Genomic DNA, 25,364 nt, shown 5'->3' on the forward strand with positions numbered 1-25,364 from the left:
GCTTATAATAGACAGATAACAGCAGTAAATAGCTATCAGTGACGTAAAGACGACTCATTAAGACGGTAAATCAGCCATGACTCATAAGCTTCCTATGACATTACTAGCGCAGCTAGAGGATGTGGCGGTTTTTCAAACAGCCGCATTCACCAGTAAGGATGAATGCGAGGCTGATATAACCAGCCAGCTGAGACAAGCGAACTATGGCACGCTCAATTTAGGCTTGTACGTCAATGATAGCGCTGACAAGGTCTTAGACAATCGCATGCGGCTCTTAACGGCGATGAATGAGCAGTTTACTAGCTTGCCATCAATCAGCGCGCGATATACGCCTATTAAAAGACTGCATTGGGTCAATCAAGTTCATGGCAATCGCATTCATGATACTGACGCCACGGCGCTAAGTATGCGACCGGTGGCGGCTGATGCTATGTTGAGCCAGCAAGCAGGAGTGGGTCTAGCGATAATGACTGCTGATTGTGTGCCTATCGTTCTATACCAGCCAGCCAGTGGCAAAATTGCCGCTATTCACGCGGGTTGGCAAGGGTTGGCATGTGGCGTCATCAAAGCAACGACTGAGTGTTTTACTGATTCAGGGCAAATCATGGCATGGATTGGTGTCTGTATCAGCCAACAAAATTACGAAGTGGGCAGTCAAGTTCGCGATAAGCTACTGGCAGGTTGTATAGACAGTCAGTCATTGACGTCAGCCAGTATTGACAAATTTGATGAGCGCTACGTGATGGCTTCTAAGAATCAGATCGCTGATGACAGTCGTACTGATATGAGTAAAGAGTCGAATATTGATCCTCGATACTTACATAAGTCAGTTGATAAACTATCAAATTACGCTAAAGTAAACGCGGGTAAAATTAAGCTGAACTTACCAAGACTTGCTGCTGATCAGTTAAGCACTGCTGGTGTAATACTGTGCAACGAGTCACCTATAGACTGTAGCTATGCCGATGCTCGTTATTACTCTTATCGACGTCAGACGCATTTACGGCAGCCAGCGACAGGACGGATGGCACTGGTGATTGTACGCCGTTCTGCTACCCAGTCAGAATAAACCTACCGGACGCTGGTAGATACTAAGCATCCTTAATCCGTTTTATTTCTATTCAATTATTTATAGCTATTATTAGAGTTTGTATGAATACATCTGCCACAGCATCTTTGACATCTACACTGACTGACAGCACGCAAAGTGTATCGATTGCCGTCATCTATCATAGCAACTACGGTCATACCAAGCGTGTGGCTGAAGCAATCGTCATGGGCGCGCACCAGCAACTTCCAGAAGCACAGGCAAAAGCCGTCGATGTTCACGATGTCGACTGGGATTTTTTAGATCAGGCAGATTTGCTGGTTTTTGGTAGTGCCGTCTATATGGGCAGCGTGACTGCTGAATTTAAGACTTTTATGGATGAGACCTCAAAGCGCTGGTATCACAGAAAATGGGAAGGCAAGTGGGCAGCCGCTTTTGCCAACTCGGGTGGACTGAGTGGTGATAAACTTGCTGTGCTACAGCAGATCTCTCTATATGCCATGCAGCATGGTATGAATTGGATCGGCTTACCATTAATGCCGACAGGTCATGAGGCTCATGACTTGAACCGTCTATCTAGCTTTTTAGGACTAATGACGCAATCCCTTGATGGTCCACCTGAAGAAACCCCAGGGAAAGGCGATATCGATACAGCTATTTGGTTCGGTGATCATTTGGCTAAGACTATCATAAAGCATCAACCAGCCACATCAACTTGCTAAAGTACGATTATGATATAGTCAATCCCATATAAATCAGGCTCGCTTAGTCTACTATTTGTAGTACTTTCACTCGCCTTCCTTGTATCCAAATGATATTGAACCGACTATAAATCGTGCTGATAATATCAATATCATTAGACCTTAGCGTTTATTAAGTAAACCAAAAAAGCAGATATCAATTTGATATCTGCTTTTTTTATTGTCATGAGTAAAGCTATTTATCAATGACCTTGGTTGACAACGCCGTAACAGGAATAGGACTGTCGAAAAATTGAAAAGATTGGCATGCGGTTAATAGCATCGTCGCCGAAAGTATATAAGTCATAATGAAGGGTTTCATAGGGATATCTCAGGACACAGTTGGCATTGTTAAAACAGCGTTCATCATAAACAAATTACCGTGTTATACAACGGCTAATGCCATACATATAGTAAATATATAGGCAAGCATAGACAGTATACTGATTCTGCACTGTGTATGTATTATGTACAGTGGAAATTAAAAATAACAGCTAAATTACGTGTTCATTAAGTTTTTTTAACTGGTTCGTCACTAGAAAAAAATGAATTGAGCGATTCATAATGATGAGTAGTTGTTTTCCATCAGTATTTTAAAACATCAGCAGTAATAATATAAAAAAACATATTAATTAATTAAAAACTCAGTGCTGATTATAGGAACTTTTATTTTTGTAAAAAAATAGGAGGATTAAGTTACTAATCAAACAATTTTAGAAAAATAGTTTTACCTTAGTAATGAGGACAGACATTCTACGGTAACTAAGATTGATAATTGCCTTATGAATAATAAAGAAAAATTCGTTATCGACTCTTAATATTTATAGTCGATTCAATTCAAAAGTAGTACAAGGCAACCGAGTGTAGATGTATATGTGATACTTCAAGCGAGGTTAACGCTGTAATACTTTTATAGTGGAATGACTATAGTACGAAGAACACACAGTGAAAGCATAGATAAATAGTGGAAGACTTGGATTTTTTGAATGTAGATACTGTTGAATGATAACTGTCACGAATTAAAAATACTTAAAACACCCTAGGTGCCAGCTATATGAGGATATTATGAAGCCACTTTCTATGATGTTATCGATGCTCGTCATTGGTATGACCTCCAACGCTGCGATGGCTGAAGGTGCAAGCAGCGTTAATACAAGCCTAGCCAATGCCAGTTTACCTAATACTAGTTTACCTAATATTAGCCCTGCCAATAGCGACCTTGTCAATCGCGGTGCCTACATTGCCCGTGCGGCCGATTGCATGGCATGTCATGGTGAGGACTATACCGGTGGGACACCAATCGAGACCCCAATGGGGGAGATTTACTCCACCAACATCACACCATCCAAACGTTACGGTATCGGCGACTATACCGAAGCGGATTTGAAGAATGCGCTGCAAAAAGGTCGTGCGCCTAATCATATGCTTTATCCTGCCATGCCATACCCTTCTTATAGTGGTATGAAAGAAGAAGATATCAGTGCGTTGTTTGCTTATTTACAGACAGTACCAGCGGTTGACGAAGCTCCTAAAGAAAAAACAGACTTGCCATTTCCTTTTAATATTCGCAGCTTAATGTTGGGTTGGAATTTACTCAACGTACCGTCTACTGAAAAGCGCGACGGACTGAACGAGACCCAAAAACGCGGTGAATATCTGGTCAATAATCTGGAGCACTGCGGTACTTGTCATACCCCGCGTAATAGTACGATGGGTTTTGATAAGAGTATGTACTTATCTGGTGCCCAGCTCGGTCATTGGCATGCACCAAATATCACGCCTGATGAGTCGAGCGGTATTGGCAGCTGGAGTGAGCAGGATATCGTCACTTATCTGCGTACGGGTGAGCTTGATCAACGTGCTTACGCTGGTGGTCCCATGGGTGAAGCAGTCGCGCACAGTACCCGCTACTTAAAAAATGAAGACTTGAATGCCATTGCTTCTTATCTGAAGGCAGTACCTGCTGTCCAGACCGACGATAAAGTGTCTGCGGTAGATGTGTCGCGCCTACCAACGCCAATCAACGAATCTATCACTCATGATCTACTGGCGCAAAAAGAATATTTGAAACAGGCAAAAGCCGCAGTAGGTAATGGCAGTAATTCCCCCGAATCATTATATTTAGCCACCTGTGGTAGTTGTCATGGGGTTGACGGTTATGGTCAGCCTGATGCACGTTATGCCCCTATCGTCGGCCTGAGTAGTATCCGCCGCGAAAGACCTGATGCGCTGATCAATATGATCCTTCATGGGGTAGAAGGGGCAACCAATACATCGCCCATCATGCCAGGGTTTTCAGATGAGTTAAATAGCGAGCAAATCGCTGGTATTACCAATTACGTACGGGTGAACTTTGGTGGTCTTACCAGCAGTGACGTGAATGCCAGCGATGTCGATCGCATCGCAAATACTGGCGTTGATAAGCCTTTCTTGATTAAGTACGCAGGCTTACTGGCGATAATCGGTATTATCGTCGCGATTGCTATTATTGTGTTTATCATCCGCGCCATCTTACGCTCTAGACGCCGCGCTTAGTTTGACTCTATTTAGGTAAACGGTCGAACATAGAACTTATAAAGGCGTTCTAGACGCTGATTACAGTACGAGAATTAAGGTTAAAACGGTAATGCATTAAGGCTTGGCAAGACAAACGTTCGAGATAAACTGAGCCGATAATAAAAGCAAAATGCCAAAGACGATTGCCTACCGTTATACATGACGTCTACTTTAAGGACATTATTATGAAAGACATGCTTCAATCACCAACGCGGCGCCAACTGCTCTCGATGATTGGTAAAACCGCAGGCGCGACAGCGATGTATCAGGCAATGACGACGTTAGGATTTGCGTCAGAGTCGAGTTTTAAAGAGACCATGGATCTTAAAGGTGCACCTCCGGGCGCTAGTATCGTCATTCTTGGTGCGGGTCTTGGCGGACTGACCGCGGCTTATGAGTTACGCAAAGCGGGCTACGATGTCAAAGTACTCGAATATCAAAATCGTGGCGGCGGTCGTAGTTGGACATTGAACAGCGGTGATAAATATACCGAGCTTGGTGGTGAAGAAGTCACCTGTGATTTTGAAGAGGGCAATTATTTTAATGGTGGGCCGTGGCGTCTACCAAGCCATCACTATGCCGTCTTCCATTATTGCAAACAGTTCGGCGTTGAAATGCAGCCCTTTATCCAAACCAATGATCGCGCTTATTTGCATCGTACTGATCATTTCAATGGTGTACCGCAGCGTTTGGGTGATGTGAAAAACGATATTCAAGGTCATGTCGCGGAGCTGCTATCAAAGTCAGTCAACGTCGGTGGTCTTGATCGCTCGGTCAATACTGAGGACAAAGAAAAGCTATTAGAAGGTTTAAAAGGTTGGGGTGTGCTCGATAAAGATTATCGTTATCGCGCCAGTAATGAAACCAGTAAACATCGTGGCTTTAGTGTCTTTCCCGGCGGTGGCTTGATGCCCGATGCAAAACCGTCAAAACCTTTGCCAATCAGTGAGATATTGGATTCGGGTATGTGGGCAGATATTTATGGCAATCATATGACTTATGCTCACCAACCAACCATGTTTCAGCCGGTAGGCGGCATGGGTAAAATCGGTGATGCGTTCACTCGTGAATGCCGCGATATGATTGAATTTAATGCAAAGGTCACTAAAATCCATCAAGATGACAGTGGCGTCACCGTCGATTATGTCGACAGCAACAGTCCAGATGGTGCCACCAAGACCATTCGTGCAGATTGGTGCGTGTGCAATATTCCGCTAACGGTGCTGACGCAGATTGATATCAATGTCTCAAAACCGATGAAGCAGGCGATGGCCGCTGTGCCTTACGAAACCTCTTATAAAGTTGGTCTAGAGTTCAACCGTCGCTTTTGGGAAGAAGATGAGTGGATATTTGGTGGTCTGACTTATACCGATATGCCCATTGCGCAAATTGCCTATCCGTCACAAAATATGTTCAAAGACGGTACGGGCGTGTTACTTGGCGCGTATGGTTATGGTCCTACGTCTTATAAGTTTAATAGCTTAACACCGCAAGAACGCATTAATGTCGCGCTTGCTTATGGTAAATATATCCATCCCCAGTATCCAAAAGAATTCCGCGCAGGGACATCAGTTGTCTGGCACCGTATCCCATGGACGCTTGGCTGTTATGGGATTTGGAATGAGTCGACCCGTCGTCAGCATTACGACACCTTGTGCAGTATTGATAATCGTATTGTGCTGGCGGGCGAGCATTGCTCACACATTCCGGCATGGCAAGAAGGCGCTATTTTATCTGGTATGGATGCCGCGAAGCGCCTACATAAAAAAGCAAAAATGATTGTTTAATAACGCTTGGTTAATATGAATAACTACAAAATTCAGAGGCTATCATGGACAATGCAATCGTGAAAAAGGCAATCTTGAAGAAAAAAGTCATGAAAGACATGACACTCAAACTGCTGACGGTGATGCTGCTGAGTGGGATAAGCAGTGCAGCACTGTTGGGCTGTAGTCAACAGTCAGATGATGAAGTAACGGTTTCCAGTGTGCAAGATCAGGATTCCCTAACAACCAATGACTATCAAGAAAGCCGAAATACGGGTGCGTGGGGCGGTGTTTATATGAGCCGTGAGGAGCTTAATGCACCTCCTATCAATATTGTCGACGACAGCTCATTGCCCAATATGGAAGATGACCCAAGTATTACTAAGTGGGACGCAAAGTTTGAAGGCACAAATGGGTTTGTGACGACAGATGGCAAAAAGCTGTATCACGACTCTTGCGCGGCGTGTCATATGCACAAAGGCGAGGGTGCTGATGGCGCAGGCTATTATCCACCACTGGCGAATAACAGTAAGATGCAATCAAAGTATTACATCATCGATATCTTGATTAATGGCTTTCGAGGTATGCCGTCATTCCATGGGATGATGAACGATGCGCAGATGGCTGCGGTTACTCAATATGTGCTCAGTGACCTAAATGGTTTTACCGATACCGTTACCGCTGAAGATGTGGCAAAACTGCGGCATCCCAATCCATCAGCGGGTGATCCGAGTGACGAATAATCGTGTTTACTTTTTTAGCCTATTTAGAGAATGCTCGATTAAATTGAGGACGCGCCCTAATACAAGAACGACTTAACCATTCTCTGCAACATAGAAAAGCGCCTAATTATTTATTAGGCGCTTTTTTATAGGCAAGGCTTTATGGATTAAGAAAGATAATGAGTGAGAGGGTTTATTTAGGGCTGGATGACCAGACTGGTGAGCGAATAGTGCCTTGACCAGACTTACCGAATGACTCACCACCGTTCAGTGATTTGATGGTTAATATGCCTTTGCCGCCTTGGGTAGAAGCATAGACCACACGCTTACCGTTAGGCGAAAAGCTCGGTGCTTCATCGATACCCGTATTGCCCAAATTCGTAGTGATAGCACCGCCGCTATTCATGATAGCCGCTGAGCGACCACTTAAAAAGGCAATTTGTGAGCCATCGCTACTAAACTGCGGGCTAGTGGCATAACCGCTATTTGATACTTTGGTCGTATTTCCTGATCCAAACTCATAACGGTAAATCTGTGGTTTGTTAAATCCTGATCGGTCACTGACGAATACAAAAGATTTGCCATCGGGTGCATAGCTTGGCTGTACCTCGCTGCTTGGCCAATTGGTGATTCGTCTAGGTTTACCGCCGCTAGCACTTATCTCATAAATATCAGCACTGCCTTCAAAGCTGCTAGAAAACAGTATCTTGCTGCCATCTGGTGAGAATGATGGGCTTAAATTGCTACCAGAAAATGGCGTCAAAGCACTTGCACTGCCACCGCTCACGTTTTGTACATAAATAACAGGATATGATTTATCGCGCTGTACAGAATAGGCGATGCGATTACCATCTGGTGACCACGATGGGGAGAATATAGAACCAGCAACTTCAGTAATGGTTTTAGCGTTTTCGCCATCAGCATCCATGACTTTTAAGCGCGATACTTTTTCTTTACCAGTACCAACTTCTTCGATGTAAGCAATACGTCCGGAGAAATCACCTGGAATACCAGTAATCAGCTCATAAACTTTGTCAGCGATGACGTGACCGGCATAGCGCATGCTTTCTTTATTATTGTCAGCCGTTAAGCTTTGCTTGCCTTCAATCACTCGGCCAGATTTGATATCAATCACTTCGTAATCGGTGACCACTTTACCGCGGTTGCTGCGGGTATTACCGACCACTAGGTAAGGAATCCCCATACTTTGCCAAACCGGTAATGTGCCTGACAGCTCGCTAATACTGCGCGGCTGCTGTGGCAAATCTTTACTGGTCACCTTTAATTCAGTTTTGCTCAAATCATTGAGAATAATCGGCGATAGCACAGAATCACCTGCAAACGGCACAAAAGCCACTTGGTTTTGTTGTCTTGGCGCGATAACAGTCATATCGAGCACCATTGATTCAGCTGCATAAGCAGGCACTGATAACAAGGGAGTGATTAACAACAGGCTTGAAGTGGCACGAAGGATAGAATGTGTAGATAGCTTCATGAAGTAATATCCTAAAATAGAAATAATTGGTTCATCATACAGGCTTAATTATTATTTATAGTGAGATTAACTGTACAGCGTTAGGTGTTTTTTATTGAACGTTAATTTTAATTACCAAGTCTCTAAAGCTTTCAGGTTTATTCAAGCCAATCGGTAACGGACTAGCAGATAAGACTGCTCTTTTTACTGCTCGGTTTACAATGACATTTGAACCTTGAGTCTTAATAGATAGCACATTGCCTTTTTTGTCCAACCTAAGATATAAAGTAACTGCCGATCCTTGAGTAGCAGCTGGTAAAGTGATGTTACGTTTAATTTTTTCTAAAATAGCTGTTATCACATTATTTTTAGTAGGTTCTGTGAGGTTATTATTAGTCACATTAATTTTAATTATCAAGTCTTTAAAGCTTTCAGGTTTATTTAAGCCAATGGGTAATGGACTAGCAGATAGAGCGGCTTTTTCCACTGCCTGATTTACAGCAGGATTTGCACCTTGAGCCTTAACAGATAACACATTACCTTTTTCATCCAACTTAAAGTATAAAGTAGTTGTCGATTCTGGGGTAGAAGTAGGTAGAGTAATCTTACGTTTGATTTTTTCTAATATAGCTGTTGTAACATTATTTTCATAAGATTCTCTGGGGTTGTTACTCTCATTACTTAAACCATGTTTTTTAGTAGTGATAGCGGCAAACAAAGCCTTTTGATCCATAAAACCATTTTTGAGGTTATTACTTTCTAGTGATGCACCAGCGAAAGAGTAGCTAAAGGGTAGAAAAAAAAAGACCAATAGTAGCCAAGTCGAAATATTACGTAATCTGTGAGTATTGTTCAAACTCATAAACCAGAACCTTAAGATAGTAGAAAATCATTAACGATATAGAGTTAGAGACTTTACAAGGTTAATTAATAGTAACGTTAATTGTTAAATTTGCAAAACTTGCAGGATTATCTAAATCGATGGGTAATGGGCTAGCAGCGCGTGCAGCTTGTTCAACTGCTTGGTTTACGACGGCGTTTGAACCACTAGCCTTTGCAGACTTCACATTGCCTCTTGCATCTAATTTGAGAGACAATGACGTGGTCAGACCCTGTGTTTCGACTGGGGTATTAAGTTTGCTTTGAATTTTACTTAATATAGCACTTTTGAATTCACCAGTAGAACGAGAGGAGCTATTACTGCTGCTGCCACTACCACCATTAGATACAGTCGACTCACCATCTTCTGATAAGCTAAAGTTTTTACTGGCACTGCCAGAGCTGCCAGTATCAATTTTTAAATTTTTATCAGTAGCAGTAGGGCGTGTAATTCTAGGCGGGTTGTTTTGTTTATTACGGTAATCCCTAAGCTGTTTTTGTTCTTCGATGAGCTGTTGTCTTTTATCTTGTTCAACTTGACTGTGTTCTTCTACTACCGACTCATCTAGCTGTGCTGCCCATTCAGCCATATTGCGCTCATATTCTTGATTTTGCTCAAGTAAGCGTTGATGCTGTTCTTCACTCATTAGCATCGGGCGACTGGCAGGATCGTCAGAGCGTGTAAAAACAGGCACGCGCTGAGAGTTTGGTTGGTTGGGGTTTTGAATGCTAGCGCTACCGTCAGCCGTGTTCTCTGGCATATCACTGAATGAGCCACTCGTACCACTATCAGCTTGCATAGCACTGGCAGCAGCGGCTCGATTGGCAAGGATTTGCCCTTGCATCTCAGCCAGCTGTTCAGGGGATACCATGACGGTCTCTAAGCTACCTACCGTTTCAACTTCTGTATTTTGATAGGTATAAATAAGTATGCCAATCACCAGACCATGTGCAAGCAAGCTGAGGAGCGTAGGCAGTGTCAGCCCATTGCCTTCAGGTTGGGTCGGCACATAAACAGCAGGCGCATCATTCATGGCAGTGATACTCATGGACATGATATTGGAGGATGAGGTTCATCAGATTATCTACTTTATTATAACAAGCGGTGCTAACAATAGGATTCATTATGATGAGGGTGTGGGCAAGGGTGCGCCCGTTAATAATCCCACCTTTTGGATACCTGCTTGCTGCAAGCTTGCCATCAAGGTCATGATAGCGCCATATTGATTGTTTTGATCGGCATTGATCATGACCTGTAAAGGCTGCGCGCCCGCATCGCTGCTTTGCGCCTGCAAATTATACAAGGTGTTAATCAGCTCTGGCTCACTAATCGGCAGGTCAACATTGTCTTCATAACTGATAAAAATCTCGCCACTATCGGTTAAAGAGACAATCACGGGTAACTGGCTTTGACTCATGGTATTGGTTTGCTCTTTTGGTAGCTCGACGTCGACGCCGGTGATCAGCATCGGCGCAGTTACCATAAATATCACCAGTAGCACCAGCATCACGTCGATATAAGGAACGACGTTCATCTCCGCATTCAGCGCTTTTTTTTCACGGCGATAGGGGTTTGGTTTCATAGCCCTGTCACCTGACCTGCATGGCCATTAAGTGCGCTGTCTCTATCTACCACGCTTTGGACGCTTGTCTCACGTTGGAGCATACCGGTCATCTCATCGCAGAATAGTGCGCGTGAATCATACAAACGGCTTGATTTGGCCGTAAAGTGGTTGTACGCGAGCACAGCAGGAATAGCCGCAAACAAACCCATGGCCGTGGCGATTAATGCTTCAGCAATGCCTGGCGCGACAGAGGCTAAGGTTGCCTGCTCAGTTTGGGATAGTCCCAAAAAGGCATTCATAATGCCCCATACGGTGCCAAATAAGCCGACATAAGGGGCAACTGAGCCGATGCTGGCTAAGGTAGTGAGCCCAGATTCTAGTAACTGTTGTTGACGTCCTAAGCCGACCCGAAGCTTACGCTCAACCCCATCGATAATGTCATCTTTCGGCTGACGTTTTTTGTGCATCCTGAGATATTCAGAAAAGCCCACATAAAATATCTGCTCAAGTCCTTGGCGCTCAGGGGAGCCTTGCACGCCTTGGTACAACTTTGCCAAATCTTCACCCGACCAAAACCAAGTCTCGAACTGTTGATCAAAGTTCTTAGCCGTACCGAGTCGTGCACTCATACGAAAAATAATGACCCAGCTGAGCAAAGACGCTAGCAATAAGAGCGCCATCACAATCTGTACCAATAGACTGGCTTGGGTGATAAGGTCGATAATATTTAATGATTCAGGCATGTATTGGACTCACGGGTAATTAACAATAACTGGTATACGCGCCATACGTAGACCAGATAAGACCTCTAACAACTATAGAATATAGGGCATCGAAACTAAGCTGGTAATAGCTGGTAACACAAGCTGGTAATAATAGAAGGTATTCAACAAAATACACTCATATTATGCACGAATAATATTTTTCGTATAGCACAGCGTGCAGAATCGATAAAACGATCATACTATGAAGCATCAATGCATTATGCACACTTATATCAACCGACTAGTGTACTGCTAAATGAAGAAAAGGTCATTTTTTTAAAAGGTTAAAGCGAAAAAAACTGCATTTTATTGATAGAGATGTAATTTTCGTCGATATAAGGTGGGTTTAAAGGCAGGGTTGGGCAGTAATACAACTATTATCCAGTATTTAAACGCCAAGACAGCCTTATTTCCATAATAAACCAGCAAGGCACGGGTAATGATTGAATTTGTATCTCATTTTCTCTAAAATGTTGCTCTTTGTTACCGCTGCCTTTTGATTATGACGTCGCAACCTGCTTGTTGACGTCATCTTTATTTTAGGCACCAATGAATTTGTTCTTTCACTAGCAAGCTGGGCGCGACACTTATGAATGCAATTGAACGCTATTTTGGGATCAACGGTGAAAACACCACGGTCAAAACGGAAATTCTTGCCGGTATTACTACCTTTTTGACGATGGCTTACATCATCTTTGTGAACCCCAATGTATTAGCAGAAGCGGGTATGGACAAAGGAGCGGTGTTCGTTGCTACTTGTTTGGCAGCAGCAATAGGCTGCTTTATTATGGGTATTTATGCCAGATTGCCGGTGGCATTAGCGCCAGGTATGGGCTTAAACGCCTTTTTTACCTACGGTGTGGTGCTGGGTATGGGCTATGCATGGCAGACAGCGTTAGGAGCAGTATTTCTATCTGGTTGTCTGTTTATCCTTTTAAGCTTATTCAAGATTCGCGAATGGATTATTAATGCCATTCCAACGAGCCTTAAGCAAGGTATCGTTGCTGGTATCGGTGCGTTTTTGGCATTTATTGCCCTGCAAAGCTCTGGCATCATCGTAGGTCGTGATGCGACCTTGGTCATGCTTGGTGATATGACTGCATTTGCCCCTATGATGGCTGCTCTCGGTTTCTTTATTATCATCGGTTTGGTGTATAAAAAAGTCCCAGGTGCGGTAACCATTGGTATTTTGCTGATCACCTTGATCAGTTTGGTTACTGGTAACACGCAGTTTACGGGTATTATGTCGGCACCGCCATCGATTGCGCCAACACTCATGCAGCTTGATATCGCAGGCGCGTTTGATATTGGCATGATTAGCGTTATTTTTGCTTTCTTATTCGTTGATTTGTTTGATACAGCAGGCAGCTTGGTTGGTATTGCCAATAAAGCAGGCCTCATTGATAAAGACGGCAATATTCCTAATATGGACAAAGCGCTATTGGCTGATTCAACGGCTACGGTTGCTGGTGCCATGCTGGGTACTTCGTCAACGACCAGTTATATTGAAAGTGCGTCAGGAGTGGCGTCAGGTGGTCGAACTGGTCTGATGGCTGTGACGGTTGGTGTGCTATTCTTGCTCAGTATTTTCTTTGCGCCATTAGCGGGTATGATTCCCGCTTATGCAACCGCAGGGGCGATATTCTATGTGTCGGTATTGATGCTGTTCACCCTCAAAGATATTAATTGGGAAGACTTGACGGAAGCAGCACCAGTAGCAGTGGTATTATTACTAACACCGCTCACGTATTCTATCGCTGATGGTATTGCGCTTGGATTTATTACCTTTACAGCGGTGAAGTTGATGACAGGCAAGTTCTCTGAAATTACGATTCCAGTGTGGATTTTGACAGCCATTTTATTGGCAAAGCTGGTACTTCTATAAGTCGCTAACGTGATGTGGATCGTCTATATCATGTAGCTAACCATACTAGCATTACGTATATTCTGACCCTCTTTATTATGGATTAATAAGGAGGGTTTTTTTTGTGTTTCAAGTAAAGTGCCTTGCGATAACTAACCGAAATTCTATGCTCTACAAAACAATTAATGACCAATAGTAAACAAAAAATTATAACTAAAGCGTCATTGCTGTTATGACGGTTATAACTAATTGTTTTTAAAGTAAATATTTATTGTCTTAAATTCTAAATATCGTTAGTTTGAAATTTTTTTTCATGATACCATAGCCAGGTTAAGCGCATCACCTCAATCAACGCCGTAGAGGTTTTTCTTACAGTGAATTAGCGTCATATAAGATGGTAGATTTTGGCTTATTAGCATGATAATCGATAGATTATTGTCCTAATGATATTCAGCCTTGAACCATTAATCGAACTCCTTTCACTACTAACAAGAAGAAGGCACTAATGCCGCTTAACGGTTCGTTGTTGCCTTTATATTGTTAACGTAGCCCGTTTAACACTCGAACGACCTACTTAAACGTTTCCAGCTTATGCTGGATTTGCTCGTTTTACGATGGCGCCGTTTGGTCTTTTGATTATTGCTGTGAGTCACAGTCAATAACTTCTATTAAATATGGTAGGGTTATAGACAGTGAACCAGAGCGCTCAGTTTTCCTCATGGACCATTTATCATGGTTTTTAGACGATAGTGATGGAGTTGGTATGAACCCAGTAGAGCAGTTTACCCCGAAAGAGCCGATTTTATTTAATCCTGTCGATATGCTATCGCCAGACTATATTGACCTGTCTGCAGATGAGCTGTATGCACGCATCTCACCGTTATATAGTGTTGATGAGCAGCGCTGGTTGTCTGACTTATTGCCACTCGCCAAACCGAGTGACGAAGAGCGTGAAGCTGCGAGTGACCAGACGCGCCAGCTGGTTGAGTATGTGCGTAATGATGGCAAAGCGATCAAAATGGTCGATTCATTATTACTTGAATACAGCCTTGATACGCAAGAAGGTATTTTGCTGATGAGTTTGGCTGAAGCCTTGATTCGGGTGCCAGACAACTATACAGCTGATGCGCTGATTCGTGACAAAATGAGTGTGGCGGATTGGAAAAAGCATTTAAAAGATGACAATGGTTTTATGGTCAATGCCTCGACGTGGGGCATGATGATGACCGGCCGTGTCGTCAGTATCGACAACGGCACGACTGCCTCAGGGTTTTTGGATCGAATGACCAAAAGAATGGGCGAGCCAATGATTCGGGCGGCGATGCAAAAAGCCATGCGTATTATGGGGCATCAGTTTGTCCTTGGTGAGACGATTGAAGACGCCAACAAAAACAGTCAGCCGTATCGTAATAAAGGCTATACCTATTCGTTCGATATGCTGGGTGAAGCGGCGATTACCCATAGAGACGCTGAAAAATACTTCAATGACTATTTGCATGCGATTAAAGCGACTGCCAATGTCAAAGTTCAAGAGGGTATGCCAAAGCCGTCAGTTTCTATCAAGCTGTCTGCACTGCATCCACGCTATGAAGCCACGCAAGAAGCTCAGGTGTTGGGATTATTGCGTCAGCGTTGCTTATTGCTGATCGAAGCGGCACGCGAAGTGGATGTGGATTTGAGTATCGATGCCGAAGAAGCCGATCGCCTTGAGATATCTCTAAAGCTGTTTGAGTCGCTCTATCGTGATTCGCTAACCGCTGGTTGGGATGGACTGGGTCTAGTGGTGCAAGGCTACTCTAAGCGCGCCATTGCTATTTTTGCTTGGCTTGCACGCTTGGCAAAAGAAGTTGGCGATCGTATCCCGTTACGCTTGGTTAAGGGCGCTTATTGGGATACTGAGATTAAACTTGCCCAACAAAAAGGCTTGTCAGGATATCCCGTTTGGACACGTAAAGAAGGTACGGACACCGCTTATTTAGCCTGTGCTCGCTTCTTGTTGTCTGAGCATCTGCGCGGACTTATTTGGCCCCAATTTGCGACCCATAATGCTCATACTTTGGCATCAGTGATGACCATGAGTGCGCATAGAGATTTTGAATTTCAGCGTTTGCATGGCATGGGTGATGCGCTTTATGACCATATCTTACAAACATACAAGATCCCTGTTCGTATTTATGCCCCAGTTGGTGCGCACAAAGACTTACTACCATATCTAGTACGTCGTTTACTTGAAAATGGTGCAAATAGCTCATTTGTGCATCAGTTATTAGATAAGTCTTATCCGATTGATAAGCTGACGGTGCACCCGTATGACAAGCTAGTAGCCAATGACACATTAAACAATCCAGAGATTCCGTTGCCTTTAGAGATTTATGGTGATCGCCGTGCCAGCTTTGGTCCCAATATATTTGTAGAGTCGCAGTGGCTATTATTCAAAGCCGCGATTGACAGTCATTTAACAAAGACATGGTCAGCGTCTCCTATCATCAATGGGCAAGCAATTCATGACTCTTCAGTGGATGGTAAAGCTCAAAAGCTTGATAGTCATACAGTGCGTGCGCCGTGGAATCATGAAGTTATCGCAGGCGACGTACAATACGCCAATGCAGAGTTGGCGCGTCAAGCCATTGATGCCGCAGTAGCTGGACAAAGCGCGTGGCAAGCAGTGCCAGCGGCAAAACGTGCGGCAATATTGCGCAAAATTGCTGACCTCTACGAAGAAAACTATGCTGAACTAATGGCCTTGTGCCAAGTTGAAGCTGGCAAGACCATGCAAGACAGTATTGATGAGATCAAAGAAGCCGTTGATTTCTGCCGTTTTTATGCGGATGAAGCGGAACGCTTAGACGCAAAAGCGCATGAGTTTACTGATTTATCTGGCAAGCAGTCGCGTCAAGTGTATAAAGCGCGCGGCACCTTTGTATGCATTAGCCCTTGGAACTTCCCATTGGCTATTTATACCGGTCAGATTGTGGCAGCACTTGCCGCCGGTAATACCGTTGTCGCAAAACCTGCTGAGCAAACCAGTTTAATCGCGCATTTCGGTGCGCAGCTGATGTATCAAGCTGGGGTGCCAGTCGAGGCGCTACAGTTTGTCACTGGAGCAGGTGAAGTGGGTGGGGCATTAACCGCCGCTGACAATTTATCTGGTGTCATCTTTACTGGTTCGACCCAAACAGCGCAACGTATCAATCAAAGTCTAAATGATCATGCGCAAGCCAGCGGGGAGTTGCCCGTGTTTATCGCTGAGACAGGTGGTCAGAACGCCATGATTGTCGATTCAACAGCCTTGCCTGAACAAGTGGTCAGAGATGCCGTACTGTCTGCCTTTGGTTCGGCAGGTCAGCGTTGTTCAGCTTGTCGCATACTCTGTGTACAAGAAGAAGTGGCTGATGAGTTGATCGAGCTACTGCAAGGCAATATGGCTGAACTAGTCGTGGGTAACCCGCTGTATGCAGCTACCGATGTCGGCCCAGTCATTGATAATGATGCCAAGCAAGGTCTTGAGGCGCATATCGAACGCATGGTCGCTGAGCCAACGGCTAATATCTTGGCGCAGACACCGATGAGTGCCAGCTCGGTTGTCAGTCAAGAGCAGTCTACCTTTGTGTTACCAACCGCGATTGAAGTCAAAAGTATCGACGTGATTGGTGGTGAGCACTTTGGCCCGATATTACATGTGCTACGTTATCAAGCCCGTGATTTAAACAAGCTTATCGATGCTATCAATGCTACTGGCTTTGGCTTAACGCTAGGTATTCACAGCCGTATTGAAAATATTGTTGAGCATATTGAACGTCGTGCCTTTGTCGGTAATACCTATGTCAACCGTAACCAAATCGGCGCGGTCGTAAACGTACAGCCGTTCGGTGGCTGTGGTCTATCGGGTACGGGTCCAAAAGCGGGTGGTCCACATTACGTTGCCCGTCTCATGCAGCTAAGCTCTGAGTCAGTCGCTACTGAGCAAACAAGTGCTACTGAGCAAAACACTGCTACCAATACTAAAACTGAATCACTTACTCAACCAGAAATCGCATAAGGAGCAGCAACATGGCGACTGAATTTAAAAAAAATCATGCCCAGGTTTGTGAAGCTTGGCGATTACTTGGCGCAGTCAATCGTGCAACGTATCTACAAGCAGCCATCCCAAAACTGGCGCTGCTGACTGGTGATGTCAACAAGGCAAAGCGTCTATTCCATCACTTATTGAGCGCCGCGCCCAGTCTGGATGAAGTACAGCGTATGACGGGTGCAACGGGTGAGTCCAACGACTTATATGTCACTGGTCGTGGTAAGACGATGGTTATCGGCGGTGAGTCTGCGCGTGCAATGGCAGTACTTGGACAGCTAATCGCTGCATTATTGACGGGCAATGAAGTGATATTGCATTGTCCTAGTCAGGCCGAGATGTGTGATGAAGCAGCAAAAGTGCTTTATGATACTGGCATTAGCGATGATGTATTGAGTGTGGCTAATGATTCGCAAACGATCACGCTGTTATACATTGACCGTCTCGCGCAAGTTGCTGTTGCAGGTAATAACAGCGAAATACAGACAATCAGTCAAGAGCTTGCCAATACGGATGGTATTTTGACGCAAGTAATTGCTGTGACCGATATGGAAGGCATGTCAGAGATGCTAACGCCTGATTACCTCCATCGTTTTGTCACTGAGCGGGTAAGAACGATTAATACCACTGCTATTGGTGGTAATGCGAGCTTGCTTGAGCTTGGTACTTAGCCGAGGATTTAAGTAATGTCTGATGTCACAATAAAGACTCTAACTTAAAAAGTAATATGTATAAAAAAACCGATATCTGAATCAATCAGGTATCGGTTTTCTCATGTCTAGATAAGCCAATTAAGTGCAACTTCATGCAAAGTTATTCAGCCGCGTCGATCCACACCCAGCCGTTCTCTAGCCATTCGCTCAAATCATCTGCATCAATATCGGCGACATCTTGGCTATTTAGGTGTTCGCCATTCGCCAAACGGACCAATACAGCGACTGCTGCCTCGTCAAGCCCATCAATGCGTTGACCATTTGCGTATAGCACGACGCCATCATTAGTCTGGCTATAGAGTAAACGATTGCTATAGTCCGCTTGCAACGTGGCACCTTCTGCTAGAGCTTGTATCAGCTCATCGGTGTCTAACGTCTCTTCTGGCATCAGTGCATCATACTGGCGCTTGCTCACGACTTCAGACACTGCTTGGCGAATGATATCCTCACCACGCTCAGACTGTAGCATTTGTAACAGCTGATCTTTGATGGCATTAATGCTGCTCGCTTGCAATTCACCTGATGCTTGCAGCGCTTGTGGCAACAGCATTGGGATAAATAAATCGCTATCGTTGGTGGCGATATCAGCCAAGCTATCGATGATTTGCATCAAGTTTGGACGACGACAGCCAAAAGAGAAAGTCAGGCAATCATCTTGTGCGACACCAAAATGCGATAGTTTCGGCGGCACATAAAGCACGTCACCAGCTTCTAGTATTTCATCAAATATAATCTCGCCCATATCGTCAAACAATCGAATCGGCTCATCGGCGACGAACTCAGTATTTTTATCACAGAATTTACCCAGCTGCCAACGTCTAGACCCAAATCCTTGCGCTAAAAACACATCGTAATCGTCATAATGTTTGCCGACTGAACCACCTTTTGGCGCATAAGAAACCATGATGTCATCACGTTGCCATTGCGGAATGAAGTCAAAGGCTTGCCACAATTGACCAAGTTCTGGTGACCACTGTTCCATATTCTGCACCAATACGGTCCATTGATCTGGTAATTTATTAAAATCAGCTTCAACCAATGGGCTTTTTTTGAGTTGCCATTGCGCTTGACCTTCTTTTTTACTGGCTGCTTGGGTCAGCAGACGCGCGCTGGCATCTTCTTCAAGGGCTAGACCAAGCATGTCATCAGGTTCAAACATGCCAATAAGTTGTGGTAAACCTTGCTTGATAAGCAATGGTTTTTTCTGCCAATACTCGCTCAAAAATTGCTCAGGAGTAATGGCGTCGGGCAAACAAAGGGGAATTGAGGTCATTGATAAGTCCATATCTGAAAATGGGTATAAGATTAATCGTGAGGAGTGCTTTATAGGAAGGTTTTAATAGTTTATGATTATCGCTTATCTGATAACCAGTCTTATTGACGTTAATTACTACTTGTTAATGGCTAATATCAGAGCATCCCATCAATCGTAGGAAGTTTATGAAAAAATTACATTTTATCGTCATTATCGCTAGTATTTTTTTACTACAAGCCTGTGTACACAAGATAGTAACCGTACCAGCTAAAATCGCTTATAAAACCACTAAAGGTGTGGTTAAAGGTACCGTCGCTGTGGGTAAAGCCATCATACCGGGCGACAGTGATGACGACAAAAAAGATGATTAGTTTATTACTCGGCTATTGTTTTCGGCTACTTGATCACGTTGATCATAGCCCTATCATGACGAATTTGAAATAGAGTAATCACCGCAGCAATTAGCCCACCGAGTAGTGCTAATGCCATGTCTTTGTGGGCATCCCAACTATCACCTTGCTGACCATTGTAAGCCTCTGCCGCTTCTGGCGATAAAGTCGCTGCAATTCCCCATTCTAATAGCTCGTAAAGCAGGCTTGATGACATATTAATCATGAGTGCAATGGCTATCAAAAGTTTGATGGATGATATCTTAAAGATAAATTTTGAGCTCTCAACCATCGCACTGAATAGCAAAAGCCCATAGCTAAAATGTACGAGCCTGTCATACATATTGCGCTGCCAACCAAACAAATCGTTTAAGCTGACACCAAATATGAGCTGTGTCCAATCATCATAGGGCACATATGAATATAGATAACGTGCACCGATGATATGAACGAATAGAAATATTGAAGCGAGAACATAAGAGCGTGAGCTAATATGCCAATAGCGGTAGGCTAGTAGCATCAACCCTAAAAAAATCAAGGTACCCAACTGATGTAGTAGGTAGCTTGACCATTCTAGAGGCTCAATACTTGCCAGCACCATTACGATGAATACCGCAATGGTACTGACAGCTACTGATTTAAAGTTTTGCAATCCAATCTTTAATGGTAAGGGCTTGCTCAGTAGCATTACCAATATAAGTCGCTGGTGTCATGTCACGTAGGCGTGCTTTATCCGCATCGCTAACGGCAGACAACTCATCACTTTCAACAAACGTTAGCATGGCTTCGCGAGTCATGGCGTTACCACGGGTCAATGCTTTAAGCTTCTCATATGGGTTTTCCACACGGTAGCGACGCATCACGGTTTGAATCGGCTCAGCCAATACTTCTTGTGCATTGTTTAAGTCGTCATTCAAACGCTGTGCATTCAATTCAAGTTTACCAACGCCTTTCAAGCAAGCATCATAAGCAATCATACTTTGCGCCAGACCAACACCGATATTACGCAGTACGGTTGAGTCTGATAAATCACGTTGCATACGTGAGATAGGTAGTTTTTCACCCAAATGAGCAAGCATCGCATTAGCAACGCCCAAGTTGCCTTCTGAGTTTTCAAAATCAATCGGGTTTACTTTATGCGGCATGGTAGAAGAACCCACTTCGCCATCTTTTAGACGCTGTTTAAAATAGCCTAAGCTGATATATTGCCAAATATCACGGTTAAAATCGATCAGAATGGTATTGAAGCGTCTTACTACATCAAACAACTCAGCGATGTAATCATGCGGCTCAATTTGCGTGGTGTAAGGATTAAAGGCTAGCTCTAAACGCTCATTAATAAATTGCTCAGCATGCGTTTGCCAATCAACATCAGGATAAGCTGAGAAGTGCGCATTGTAGTTACCAACCGCGCCATTGATTTTACCCAATAGCTCTACTTGGTTGATTTGTTTGATTTGACGGGCTAGGCGATAGGCCACGTTTGCCATTTCTTTACCAAGGGTTGTTGGGCTAGCGGTCTGACCATGGGTACGTGACAGCATAGGCTGGTCTGCATGAGTAATAGCCAAATCAACGATGCTATCGGTCACTTGTTGCATCTTAGCAACCACAATCTCGCGGCTGTCTTTGAGCATCAACGCATACGATAAGTTATTGATATCTTCACTGGTACAAGCAAAATGAATGAATTCTAGCGAATCAACCAAGGCCTCCTGACCACGGAATTTGTCTTTGATGAAGTACTCAACGGCTTTTACATCATGATTGGTCGTGGCTTCAATGTCTTTAATGGCTTGCGCATCTGCTTCACTAAAATCATCAACGATTGCATTCAAAAAAGCATTGGTCTGGTCATCAAATGCTGCTAATTCACCAATTGCGCTGTTGTCAGCCAATGACTGCAACCAACGAATCTCAACGGTGACGCGAGCTTTGATTAGACCGAATTCAGACAAATAAGGGCGTAAACTGTCAGCTTTTGATGCGTAACGGCCATCAATCGGGGAGAGTGCGGTAAGTGGAGTCATGGTCATGCCTCATTGGTTATGAAAGTGAATGAAGTTAAAAAATATTAAAATACAAGAAAAAATATGCTTAAAATCCGCAAGGCGCATCAATTGAAGCAATCACGCCACCGCCTAAACAAACCTCATCAATATAAAAGACTGCTGATTGACCGGGAGTGACTGCGCGTTGTGGCTCGTCAAACACCACGCGGACATCACTTCCGTCAGCACTTGTCGCAAATACACGACACGCTTGATCTGGCTGGCGATAGCGAGATTTTGCCATACAGAGTAAACCCTCTGTGGTAAACACTTCCGCAGGTGGTAGACCATCAACCCAATCCATTTTATAAGCGGTTAGCTCGTTACTGAGCATCATTGGATGTTCGTGTCCTTGACCGACGATCAAACGGTTTTTGTCTAGGTCTTTTGCCAATACAAACCAAGGTTCTTCAGGACGATCTTTGACACCGCCAATACCGATACCGCCACGTTGACCCAAGGTATAATACATTAGTCCATCATGAGTACCAATTGTATGACCATCGTCAGTCACGATATCGCCTTTTTGGGCAGGCAGGTATTGTTGTAAAAAGTCCTTAAAACGACGCTCACCGATAAAGCAGATGCCTGTAGAGTCTTTCTTTTTGGCCGTCGCCAAATCATGCTCTTCTGCAATCTGACGTACGACAGGTTTTTCGAGCTCGCCAACTGGAAATAACGTCTTGGCAATTTTATCGCCACCAACGGCATGTAAGAAGTAACTTTGGTCTTTGTTATTATCCAAGCCACGTAATAGTTGCGCAACTTCTGTACCGTTGTCGTTTTTATAATTGACGCTGCGGCGCGTATAGTGACCAGTGGCAATGTAATCGGCACCAAGGGTCAAAGCATAGTCTAAGAACGCCTTAAACTTAATCTCTTTATTACATAAAATATCTGGATTGGGTGTACGTCCAGCTTTGTATTCGGCCAAAAAATGCTCAAAAACCCGATCCCAATATTCCATGGCAAAATTGGCCGTGTGCAGCTTCATACCAATTTTATCGCATACCGCTTGCGCGTCGGCCAAATCGTCCATCGCTGTACAGTATTCGGTACCGTCATCTTCTTCCCAGTTTTTCATAAACAGACCCTCGACCTTAAAGCCTGCTTGCTGAAGCAAAACGGCCGATACGGAAGAGTCGACCCCGCCTGACATACCGACAATCACATGCTTGCTGCTAGGATTATCGATATCGGCAAGCGTTAAAGTACGCTGGGCGTTAAAAGAATCAGAAACGGGTATGCTTGAAGTATTTGGCATGACTGACATAGAGCGGCTCAACTTTTTATACCTTATCCAAATTTGAACGACTACTGAAATTAATGTAACCCCTAGGGTAACAGGCTTAGCGATTTGATAATCTCAGCTTATCTTTTGGACTTATCTCTTAGACTGGGTATTATGATAAAATAAGCGTCATATTATACCAGTTAATTAAAACTGGTGGCGAGCTAAGCGGTCTTACCGTCAGAAAATAGCTTTAAAAATTCAGATAGTGGTTTTCAATTATTTTAATCGCGCTCAATTTGGAATAATAATGATAAAAATTGGTCAAGGTATCGACGTTCATGCTTTTCATAATAATGGTCAGCAGCAGCAATATGTCATCTTAGCGGGCGTGCCCATTGAGCATACCCACAGTTTGCTTGCGCATTCTGATGGAGATGTAGTGCTACACGCCCTCGCGGATGCGCTGCTTGGTGCACTTGCACTTGGTGATATCGGTCAACATTTTCCTGATACCGATGCGGCGCATGCAGGCTTGGATTCACGAGTCTTGCTACGTTATGTCTATGGTAAAGTACAAGAAGCAGGGTATCGGCTAGGCAATGCTGATATCACAGTAATGTGCGAACGTCCAAAGCTTGCACCGCACAGTCAAGCCATGCGTGACAATATCGCCAGTGATTTACATACTGATATTGGAAATATCAGCGTTAAGGCGACCACCACTGAAAAACTAGGCTTTACCGGTCGGCAAGAAGGCATCATGGCTAATGCCGTGGTATTATTAGTTCCTGTCATCTAACCTAACGTCATCGAACCTAGCTAGAGAGCGATTGACCAAAAGAATGATTGGCTGAATCGATATGTAGATTCTGCTTGTAATACTATGACGATTGCCCCATATCTTCATATAATTGTTTTATTATATAAATAACCATTTTAATGAACCGCTTTATCAATAGGAGCTTTTATGAGTGAACAAACCCCAAATACTGCTGCAAACGATGTTGAACAATTGATCCGTGATCAAATCCGTGACAATAAAGTTATCTTATACATGAAAGGCACGCCGCAATTTCCACAATGTGGCTTTTCTGCTAAATCGATTGAGGTTCTTACTCAGATCGGTCGTCCGTTTGCCTTTGTAAATATTTTAGAAAACCCAGAAATCCGTGCAACGTTGCCAAAAGTTGCCAATTGGCCAACGTTCCCGCAGTTATGGATTGATGGCGAGCTGATGGGCGGATCAGATATCATTTTGCAGATGTATCAATCAGGTGAGCTTAAACCGTTGGTTGAAGCAAACAGCCCTGCTGCCTAATATTTAAGCGCTTTTATTGGACTGTATTAATGTCTAAATAATAGTCGCACAATAATGAAGCACAGCGAATCCGAGTAGCCTCTCTTAAAAGATTGGACTGGCTGCTCGGGTTTTTTATTGTCTATGCAATTGATTGTTTTTATAGGTTTTAACCCCATATAGTGTTCAAGATAAACCCAGTTTACATAATAAGAGAGCCTTATGAATACTAAATTAAATAATAATGAACTCACTGAACCACAAGCTGCTGATCAAGAAAATGATCAAAAAAATAAGCAGCAAGAAGCCGCCGAGCAAGCTGCGATTGAAAAGCGCCGTGATTACTTAAAAAGTGAATCGACGCGCATTTCAGAAATTGCAGGTAATGAGCCAAACTCAGCACTCAAATGTATTCATCAGCTCAGTGTGGCGGGTGGTGCGACTGAAGGCACTTATATTGCTATCGAACAACGTGTCGTTGCGGATCAAGATACGGCAGGTGCTTACCATTTAGCTTTGCTGGCACAAAACACACCAGATCTACCGATTGATGCCCGTCAGCTTATTGAGCTGGTTGTCAATAAAGGGGATAACGATCAGCGCTTGGCACTACTTAAAAACTTGCCATTGCCGCCAGTAGATATGATTAAAGAACAGATTTTAGCCAGTGATGATGGTGATGCCATTGGTTTGATGAATGCTTATTTACAGATCAATCCAGAGGGTTATGGTAGCCATCATATGCTGGGTAGTGGTCAGGCAGATCGTATTGTACCGCTGAGTCCTGGTAACAGCTTAGACCTGAAGTAATCATGATAATTTAGCATTTGCGAGAAAGTGCTCATGGGTTAAAGGGTACTGCGAAAGCTTAATTTCAATAGTTTTTGCAGTAACGTTTTTTAAGCATCAAAAAATTGTTATAATGACCAGTTGTCTATTAAGCTCCTTTTGTTTCTAAAGGGTTTTGGCGATTTACCT

General features: G+C 43.8%; 21 protein-coding genes. 12 read left to right on the top strand and 9 right to left on the bottom strand.

Translation table 11 applies throughout. From position 1 onward, the window contains the following. The first annotated feature begins 76 nt into the window (after positions 1–76). The 5 genes from JMY08_RS00045 (at position 77) to JMY08_RS00065 (ending at position 6,853) form a co-directional block, all read left to right on the top strand. Positions 77–1,069, top strand: coding sequence for a polyphenol oxidase family protein (locus JMY08_RS00045; RefSeq protein ID WP_201588380.1), 993 nt, complete (start codon positions 77–79; stop codon positions 1,067–1,069). Between the two features lie 83 nt (positions 1,070–1,152). Then, a complete protein-coding gene (locus tag JMY08_RS00050) occupies positions 1,153–1,770 on the top strand; it encodes a flavodoxin family protein (RefSeq protein ID WP_010201162.1) in 618 nt (205 codons plus the stop codon). A 1,083-nt stretch (positions 1,771–2,853) separates the two neighbouring features. Then, positions 2,854–4,323, top strand: a complete 1,470-nt coding sequence (locus JMY08_RS00055) for a cytochrome c (protein WP_201588381.1) — start codon at positions 2,854–2,856, stop codon at positions 4,321–4,323. Between the two features lie 206 nt (positions 4,324–4,529). Continuing rightward, the gene (locus JMY08_RS00060; RefSeq protein ID WP_201588382.1) at positions 4,530–6,131 is read left to right on the top strand and encodes a flavin monoamine oxidase family protein; all 1,602 of its coding nucleotides are present in this window, start codon (positions 4,530–4,532) and stop codon (positions 6,129–6,131) included. An 89-nt stretch (positions 6,132–6,220) separates the two neighbouring features. After that, entirely contained in the window at positions 6,221–6,853 is a 633-nt protein-coding gene (locus JMY08_RS00065) for a c-type cytochrome (RefSeq protein WP_201588845.1), read from the top strand. 172 nt (positions 6,854–7,025) lie between these two features. Here the strand turns inward: JMY08_RS00065 and JMY08_RS00070 are convergent, their stop codons facing one another. The 5 genes from JMY08_RS00070 to tolQ form a co-directional block, all read right to left on the bottom strand. Next, complete coding sequence (locus tag JMY08_RS00070) at positions 7,026–8,327, bottom strand: PD40 domain-containing protein (protein WP_201588383.1); 1,302 nt, start codon at positions 8,325–8,327, stop codon at positions 7,026–7,028. A gap of 91 nt (positions 8,328–8,418) precedes the next feature. Beyond that, the gene (locus tag JMY08_RS00075) at positions 8,419–9,168 is read right to left on the bottom strand and encodes a TonB C-terminal domain-containing protein (protein WP_201588384.1); all 750 of its coding nucleotides are present in this window, start codon (positions 9,166–9,168) and stop codon (positions 8,419–8,421) included. A gap of 61 nt (positions 9,169–9,229) precedes the next feature. Further along, positions 9,230–10,234, bottom strand: coding sequence for a cell envelope integrity protein TolA (locus JMY08_RS00080; protein WP_227679537.1), 1,005 nt, complete (start codon positions 10,232–10,234; stop codon positions 9,230–9,232). A gap of 75 nt (positions 10,235–10,309) precedes the next feature. Further along, the gene (gene tolR / locus JMY08_RS00085) at positions 10,310–10,768 is read right to left on the bottom strand and encodes a protein TolR (protein WP_201588385.1); all 459 of its coding nucleotides are present in this window, start codon (positions 10,766–10,768) and stop codon (positions 10,310–10,312) included. Continuing rightward, positions 10,765–11,493 (bottom strand): protein TolQ, encoded by a 729-nt coding sequence (gene tolQ / locus JMY08_RS00090; protein WP_189584860.1) that lies wholly within the window; start codon positions 11,491–11,493, stop codon positions 10,765–10,767. The genes tolR and tolQ overlap by 4 nt, the downstream gene beginning before the upstream one ends. Before the next feature lie 610 nt (positions 11,494–12,103). On the opposite strand from tolQ, the gene JMY08_RS00095 reads away from it, so the two are divergent. From JMY08_RS00095 to JMY08_RS00105, 3 genes are all read left to right on the top strand, one after another. Next, positions 12,104–13,399 (top strand): NCS2 family permease, encoded by a 1,296-nt coding sequence (locus JMY08_RS00095; protein WP_010201193.1) that lies wholly within the window; start codon positions 12,104–12,106, stop codon positions 13,397–13,399. 742 nt (positions 13,400–14,141) lie between these two features. Next, entirely contained in the window at positions 14,142–17,417 is a 3,276-nt protein-coding gene (gene putA / locus JMY08_RS00100) for a bifunctional proline dehydrogenase/L-glutamate gamma-semialdehyde dehydrogenase PutA (RefSeq protein ID WP_201588851.1), read from the top strand. Positions 17,418–17,428: 11 nt separating this feature from the next. Next, positions 17,429–18,118, top strand: a complete 690-nt coding sequence (locus tag JMY08_RS00105) for a 1-pyrroline-5-carboxylate dehydrogenase (RefSeq protein WP_201588386.1) — start codon at positions 17,429–17,431, stop codon at positions 18,116–18,118. 142 nt (positions 18,119–18,260) lie between these two features. On the opposite strand, the gene JMY08_RS00110 is transcribed toward JMY08_RS00105, so the two are convergent. Next, a complete protein-coding gene (locus JMY08_RS00110) occupies positions 18,261–19,433 on the bottom strand; it encodes a cupin domain-containing protein (RefSeq protein ID WP_201588387.1) in 1,173 nt (390 codons plus the stop codon). A gap of 167 nt (positions 19,434–19,600) precedes the next feature. Between JMY08_RS00110 and JMY08_RS00115 the strand changes: the two genes are divergently transcribed. Further along, positions 19,601–19,786, top strand: coding sequence for an NF038104 family lipoprotein (locus JMY08_RS00115; RefSeq protein WP_010201200.1), 186 nt, complete (start codon positions 19,601–19,603; stop codon positions 19,784–19,786). A gap of 25 nt (positions 19,787–19,811) precedes the next feature. Here the strand turns inward: JMY08_RS00115 and JMY08_RS00120 are convergent, their stop codons facing one another. The 3 genes from JMY08_RS00120 to mnmA all read right to left on the bottom strand — a co-directional run bounded on the left by JMY08_RS00120 (position 19,812) and on the right by mnmA (position 23,119). Further along, positions 19,812–20,456: a DUF2238 domain-containing protein gene (locus JMY08_RS00120; protein WP_227679538.1), complete on the bottom strand. Its 645-nt coding sequence runs from the start codon at positions 20,454–20,456 to the stop codon at positions 19,812–19,814. Continuing rightward, complete coding sequence (gene purB / locus JMY08_RS00125) at positions 20,443–21,834, bottom strand: adenylosuccinate lyase (protein ID WP_201588388.1); 1,392 nt, start codon at positions 21,832–21,834, stop codon at positions 20,443–20,445. The genes JMY08_RS00120 and purB overlap by 14 nt, the downstream gene beginning before the upstream one ends. Positions 21,835–21,901: 67 nt before the next feature. Beyond that, positions 21,902–23,119, bottom strand: a complete 1,218-nt coding sequence (gene mnmA, locus JMY08_RS00130; RefSeq protein WP_413786664.1) for a tRNA 2-thiouridine(34) synthase MnmA — start codon at positions 23,117–23,119, stop codon at positions 21,902–21,904. 277 nt (positions 23,120–23,396) lie between these two features. Here mnmA and ispF point away from each other — a divergent pair, with 277 nt between their 5' ends. From ispF to JMY08_RS00145, 3 genes are all read left to right on the top strand, one after another. Continuing rightward, a complete protein-coding gene (gene ispF, locus JMY08_RS00135; protein ID WP_189584877.1) occupies positions 23,397–23,888 on the top strand; it encodes a 2-C-methyl-D-erythritol 2,4-cyclodiphosphate synthase in 492 nt (163 codons plus the stop codon). 168 nt (positions 23,889–24,056) lie between these two features. Further along, positions 24,057–24,407: a Grx4 family monothiol glutaredoxin gene (grxD, locus tag JMY08_RS00140; protein WP_201588389.1), complete on the top strand. Its 351-nt coding sequence runs from the start codon at positions 24,057–24,059 to the stop codon at positions 24,405–24,407. Between the two features lie 201 nt (positions 24,408–24,608). Continuing rightward, a complete protein-coding gene (locus JMY08_RS00145) occupies positions 24,609–25,196 on the top strand; it encodes a hypothetical protein (RefSeq protein WP_227679539.1) in 588 nt (195 codons plus the stop codon). The last annotated feature ends 168 nt before the right edge of the window (positions 25,197–25,364 follow it).

This window comes from Psychrobacter sp. Pi2-51 (genome assembly GCF_904846665.1).
Taxonomy (GTDB): Bacteria; Pseudomonadota; Gammaproteobacteria; order Pseudomonadales; family Moraxellaceae; genus Psychrobacter; species Psychrobacter glaciei.

What these genes read in the sequence shown, in the direction of transcription:
- JMY08_RS00080 (WP_227679537.1), bottom strand. Translation starts at nt 10,234, where the DNA reads ATGAGTATCACTGCCATGAATGATGCGCCTGCTGTTTATGTGCCGACC.
- JMY08_RS00050 (WP_010201162.1), top strand. Translation starts at nt 1,153, where the DNA reads ATGAATACATCTGCCACAGCATCTTTGACATCTACACTGACTGACAGC.
- JMY08_RS00065 (WP_201588845.1), top strand. Translation starts at nt 6,221, where the DNA reads ATGAAAGACATGACACTCAAACTGCTGACGGTGATGCTGCTGAGTGGG.
- putA (WP_201588851.1), top strand. Translation starts at nt 14,142, where the DNA reads ATGAACCCAGTAGAGCAGTTTACCCCGAAAGAGCCGATTTTATTTAAT.
- JMY08_RS00070 (WP_201588383.1), bottom strand. Translation starts at nt 8,327, where the DNA reads ATGAAGCTATCTACACATTCTATCCTTCGTGCCACTTCAAGCCTGTTG.
- JMY08_RS00075 (WP_201588384.1), bottom strand. Translation starts at nt 9,168, where the DNA reads ATGAGTTTGAACAATACTCACAGATTACGTAATATTTCGACTTGGCTA.
- JMY08_RS00055 (WP_201588381.1), top strand. Translation starts at nt 2,854, where the DNA reads ATGAAGCCACTTTCTATGATGTTATCGATGCTCGTCATTGGTATGACC.
- tolQ (WP_189584860.1), bottom strand. Translation starts at nt 11,493, where the DNA reads ATGCCTGAATCATTAAATATTATCGACCTTATCACCCAAGCCAGTCTA.
- JMY08_RS00110 (WP_201588387.1), bottom strand. Translation starts at nt 19,433, where the DNA reads ATGACCTCAATTCCCCTTTGTTTGCCCGACGCCATTACTCCTGAGCAA.
- JMY08_RS00105 (WP_201588386.1), top strand. Translation starts at nt 17,429, where the DNA reads ATGGCGACTGAATTTAAAAAAAATCATGCCCAGGTTTGTGAAGCTTGG.
- JMY08_RS00045 (WP_201588380.1), top strand. Translation starts at nt 77, where the DNA reads ATGACTCATAAGCTTCCTATGACATTACTAGCGCAGCTAGAGGATGTG.
- tolR (WP_201588385.1), bottom strand. Translation starts at nt 10,768, where the DNA reads ATGAAACCAAACCCCTATCGCCGTGAAAAAAAAGCGCTGAATGCGGAG.
- mnmA (WP_413786664.1), bottom strand. Translation starts at nt 23,119, where the DNA reads ATGCCAAATACTTCAAGCATACCCGTTTCTGATTCTTTTAACGCCCAG.
- JMY08_RS00060 (WP_201588382.1), top strand. Translation starts at nt 4,530, where the DNA reads ATGAAAGACATGCTTCAATCACCAACGCGGCGCCAACTGCTCTCGATG.
- JMY08_RS00145 (WP_227679539.1), top strand. Translation starts at nt 24,609, where the DNA reads ATGAATACTAAATTAAATAATAATGAACTCACTGAACCACAAGCTGCT.
- grxD (WP_201588389.1), top strand. Translation starts at nt 24,057, where the DNA reads ATGAGTGAACAAACCCCAAATACTGCTGCAAACGATGTTGAACAATTG.
- purB (WP_201588388.1), bottom strand. Translation starts at nt 21,834, where the DNA reads ATGACTCCACTTACCGCACTCTCCCCGATTGATGGCCGTTACGCATCA.
- ispF (WP_189584877.1), top strand. Translation starts at nt 23,397, where the DNA reads ATGATAAAAATTGGTCAAGGTATCGACGTTCATGCTTTTCATAATAAT.
- JMY08_RS00115 (WP_010201200.1), top strand. Translation starts at nt 19,601, where the DNA reads ATGAAAAAATTACATTTTATCGTCATTATCGCTAGTATTTTTTTACTA.
- JMY08_RS00095 (WP_010201193.1), top strand. Translation starts at nt 12,104, where the DNA reads ATGAATGCAATTGAACGCTATTTTGGGATCAACGGTGAAAACACCACG.